At 65.4% G+C, this 3,792-nt stretch carries 4 protein-coding genes and 1 pseudogene; 2 read left to right on the top strand and 3 right to left on the bottom strand.

What is annotated here, in order from left to right:
- Nucleotides 1–57: 57 nt before the first annotated feature.
- The 3 genes from CH341_RS33910 to CH341_RS29275 form a co-directional block, all read right to left on the bottom strand.
- Complete coding sequence (locus tag CH341_RS33910) at nucleotides 58–690, bottom strand: hypothetical protein (RefSeq protein WP_146604672.1); 633 nt, start codon at nucleotides 688–690, stop codon at nucleotides 58–60.
- Nucleotides 691–1,072: 382 nt separating this feature from the next.
- On the bottom strand, nucleotides 1,073–1,348 hold the full coding sequence (locus CH341_RS29280; protein ID WP_245431306.1) for a HepT-like ribonuclease domain-containing protein: 276 nt from the start codon (nucleotides 1,346–1,348) through the stop codon (nucleotides 1,073–1,075).
- The gene (locus CH341_RS29275; RefSeq protein WP_111422825.1) at nucleotides 1,338–1,634 is read right to left on the bottom strand and encodes a nucleotidyltransferase family protein; all 297 of its coding nucleotides are present in this window, start codon (nucleotides 1,632–1,634) and stop codon (nucleotides 1,338–1,340) included. Before CH341_RS29275 ends, CH341_RS29280 begins: the two co-directional genes overlap by 11 nt.
- Before the next feature lie 474 nt (nucleotides 1,635–2,108).
- Here CH341_RS29275 and CH341_RS29270 point away from each other — a divergent pair, with 474 nt between their 5' ends.
- Both CH341_RS29270 and CH341_RS36110 read left to right on the top strand, forming a co-directional pair.
- Nucleotides 2,109–3,401: an adenylosuccinate synthase gene (locus tag CH341_RS29270; RefSeq protein ID WP_111422823.1), complete on the top strand. Its 1,293-nt coding sequence runs from the start codon at nucleotides 2,109–2,111 to the stop codon at nucleotides 3,399–3,401.
- Between the two features lie 38 nt (nucleotides 3,402–3,439).
- Nucleotides 3,440–3,792: pseudogene (locus tag CH341_RS36110) on the top strand (hypothetical protein); the annotation flags it as partial.

Below are 3,792 nucleotides of genomic sequence, written 5' to 3'. Positions count from 1 at the left end.
CTCCGGCAGACAGCTTGAATCATCTTCGAACCGATTTGGGAATCCATCGCGATTCACTCAGATCGGGAACCGCTCTAACGTTCCGCCGTAGGTGTTTTGTTCTGCGGTCAGCTCACGAACTCGAAAGGAAAAAGCTCGACTGGGCTCTACTACAACGTGCGCAACGCCACCAAGGTCGTAGGCGAGCCTCTCTATTTGGTTTTGCGACAGTAGCCATTTCAGTGGGCCGGTAGCAGAAATATAAACCACTGGTAGATATTGTGTTGCTTGGCCTAGCGTGACGGCGCGTGCGACTGCGACCCCAGCATCATCGTCAGGGATCCATATCGGGCTGTCTGAGACCGAAAGCTCTCGATCTTTCCCGCCCCACCCATCACGTAAGATCGTCTTGATAAGAAACGGCTTGCGCGGGATATCAAGTCGTGCCCCCTGTGCCCGCGCGATACATTCCGTTCGCAGTCGGATGAGATCCTGCGCATCGTGGGAGACGCCTCGACGTACCACTGCTTCAGTACGCCAGAGGCGACCTTCAATATCCGGAAAATCATGACGAAAACCTATTGCCTCAAGCGTGCCCTCACGACCAAGTTCCCGCAATCTCAATTCTTCCCCGCTTTGGGATCTCAGGTGTGCGGTATCGCCAGCGAGATCCTGATCGCGAGGATTGTCGAGAACGGTGCTGTCGGCCATTCCACGCACCCATGAAATGACCTGAGCAACAAATGCTCTTCGATCGGCTATTGGTTTCACGGGAAATTCGGTTGCGAAGGATGCCATGATGTATATTCCACCGAATCGATTCTGCCGTTGCATATATATCAATATGTCGGGCTGATTCGTGTTCTAAATGCAGATTCCGCAGTTGCGAATTGCACTGACACTGCGCTTAATTCTGTCATTCAGCACTGCATCGCGGAGAGCCGACGGTATTCGGAACGCTGTCGTCGTGATCTGAACTTCACCCGCCGCTTCTCGTGGGACCTCCCCCATCCGCCTGCGGCGCGGCTCAGCCGCGATTGACCCCTTCGTCCAGCGCCGCCTTGAGTGGCGGCAGCGCGCGCAACACGGTGTCCTAGACGAATTGCGCCGCCACGTCCTCGTAGTCGTGACGATACACGTTGCAGGCGCCTGCCATTCGCTTCCAGGCGATGTCGGGATGGCGGGCTTTCAAGGTGTCCGGCAGGCGGCGCGAGGCTTCCGAGATGATCTCCAGGCAGCGGGTCACGGTGTAGATCGTGCGCAGATCCTGCTTGAACGTCTCGGCCGTGAAGCCGCGGGTGAATTCGTTGGCGAGGGCGATGTGGTGCAGGATGTCGTGCAGCGCCGCCTGCGCCGACTTAGAAGGCATAGTGCGCGTCGGCGGTCGCCGCGGGGGCGACATGGGGCTTGAGGCTGTCGCGGTTCACCACGTCGACGGGCCCGTCGAACAGGCTCGCGATGTAATCCTTGAGTCCGACGTAATCGAAGACCGTCAGGTGCGCCTCGGGATCGATCTCGACCATGATGTCCCGGTCGCTGTCGGGCGGGGCGTCGCCGCGTGCGACCGAGCCGAACACGGCGGCGCGCCGCACGCCCCGTGCGCGCAACGCCGGTTCAGAACGCTTGAGGGTTTCCAGCGCATCGGCTCGCGTCATTAGGTCATCATACCATGGATCACCCGGCCTTCGGAAAAGGCACCCAGGGGCGGCTCGACAGGCGGCTCCTGAAGTCCCGCTTCGCGGGAATGAGCAGGTCGGTGTGCGCGGTCAGGGAAGGGCTTGATCGCAAGGATCCCCGAGGAGACAGTCAGGGCCAGCGACCTTGGTATGACCTCGCACGGCTGTATCGTCCGTCAGCCGGGATGGACGGAGCTCACGGGCTGCTCCCATTCGTTCGGTCCACCATCCCGCGGCAACGTCATCCCCCGACTCGACCTCCCCCTCCCGCCGCGCTACACACCCGCACGGCGGTTCGGACTCGGTCCGGGGGCCGGATTCGCTTCAACAATCCGGAGCCGGGACAGGGCGGGCCGCATCGGCGCGTGCCGTCCCCGTCGGCGCTGCGACGACATCTGCGAACCGGCCCGGCGGCGCTCGTCCGCGGGACCCCAGCGAGACAAGAAGGCAGACATGGCGAACGTCGTGGTCGTCGGCTCCCAGTGGGGCGACGAGGGGAAGGGCAAGATCGTCGATTGGCTCTCCGAGCAGGCCGACGTCGTGGTGCGGTTCCAGGGCGGGCACAATGCCGGCCACACGCTGGTGATCGACGGCACCACCTACAAGATGTCCCTGCTGCCGTCCGGCGTGGTGCGCGGCAAGCTGTCGGTGATCGGCAACGGCGTGGTGCTGGATCCGCGCGCCCTGGTGGAGGAGATCGACCGGCTCAAGGGCCAGGGCGTCGGCCTCTCGCCCGAGACGCTGCGCATCGCCGAGAACACCTCGCTCATTCTCTCGCTGCACCAGGAGCTCGACGCCAACCGCGAGGCGGCGGCGAGCGAAAAAGCGCGGCTCGGCACCACCAAGCGGGGCATCGGCCCGGCCTACGAGGACAAGGTGGGCCGCCGCGCCATCCGGCTGATGGATCTGGCCGACCTCGATTCGTTGCCCCCAAAAATCGAGCGGCTGCTGGTGCACCACAACGCGCTGCGGCGCGGCCTCGGGCTGCCCGAGTACGAGCCGAAGGCGCTGTTCGACGAGCTCGCCGGCGTGGCCCCGAAAGTGCTGCCCTACATGGATTCGGTGTGGGTGCTGCTCGACCAGGTGCGGCGCGAGGGCAAGCGAATCCTGTTCGAGGGCGCCCAGGGCGCGCTTCTGGACATCGACCACGGCACCTATCCGTTCGTCACCTCGTCCAACACGGTGGCGGGCCAGGCGGCGACCGGCTCGGGGCTCGGTCCGTCGGCGGTCGGCTACGTGCTCGGCATCTGCAAGGCCTACACGACGCGGGTCGGCGCCGGGCCGTTCCCGACCGAGCAGGACAACGAGATCGGCCGGCTGATCGGCGACCGCGGCCACGAGTTCGGCACCGTCACGGGCCGGCGGCGGCGCTGCGGCTGGTTCGACGCCGTGCTGGTGCGGCAGACGGTGCGCACCAGCGGCATCCACGGGCTGGCTTTGACGAAGCTCGACATCCTGGACGGGCTCGACGAGATCCAGGTGTGCACCCATTACCGCCTCGACGGGCGCGACATCGACTACCTGCCGGCGAGCGAGCACGCGCAGGCGCGGGTCGAGCCGGTCTACGAGACGATCCCCGGCTGGAAGGACAAGACCGCGGGCGCGCGCTCCTGGTCGGAGCTGCCGGCCCAGGCGATCAAGTACGTGCGCTGGATCGAGGAATTGGTGGGATGCCCGGTCGCTCTGCTCTCGACGAGCCCGGAACGCGATGACACTATCCTGGTGCACAATCCTTTCGAGAGCTGAGCCTCGGGGGCGGGGATCGCTCGAAACAGCTGGACCTGATGGCCGATTACTATCCACTGATCGCCAAGGCGGTCGCGGGCCTCGAGAAGAACACCGGGGAAGCGCGGCGGACCCTCTACGAGCGCGCCCGCAATGCGCTCGTCACCCAGCTGCGCGGCGTCTCGCCGGCGCTGGGTGAATCGGAGATCACCCGCGAGCGGCTGGCGCTCGAGGAGGCGATCCGCAAGGTCGAGGCCGACGCGGCCCGCAAGTCGCGCACCGAGTCGATGCCGGCGCGGGGCGGGGCCGGGGACCGGCCGGGGCTCGGCGATCGTCCGGAGCGGCCCGGGCTGGGCGAGCGGCCGAGCCGGTTGGAGCGGCCGGAGCGGGCGGAGCGGCCGGAGCGGAGATC

It is taken from the genome of Rhodoplanes roseus, assembly GCF_003258865.1.
Classification (GTDB): Bacteria; Pseudomonadota; Alphaproteobacteria; order Rhizobiales; family Xanthobacteraceae; genus Rhodoplanes; species Rhodoplanes roseus.
This window is presented reverse-complemented; position numbering and strand designations above follow the sequence as displayed.

Coding starts and splice junctions, on each gene's coding strand:
- CH341_RS33910 (WP_146604672.1), bottom strand. CDS start 690: ATGGCCGACAGCACCGTTCTCGACAATCCTCGCGATCAGGATCTCGCT.
- CH341_RS29280 (WP_245431306.1), bottom strand. CDS start 1,348: ATGCCTTCTAAGTCGGCGCAGGCGGCGCTGCACGACATCCTGCACCAC.
- CH341_RS29275 (WP_111422825.1), bottom strand. CDS start 1,634: ATGACGCGAGCCGATGCGCTGGAAACCCTCAAGCGTTCTGAACCGGCG.
- CH341_RS29270 (WP_111422823.1), top strand. CDS start 2,109: ATGGCGAACGTCGTGGTCGTCGGCTCCCAGTGGGGCGACGAGGGGAAG.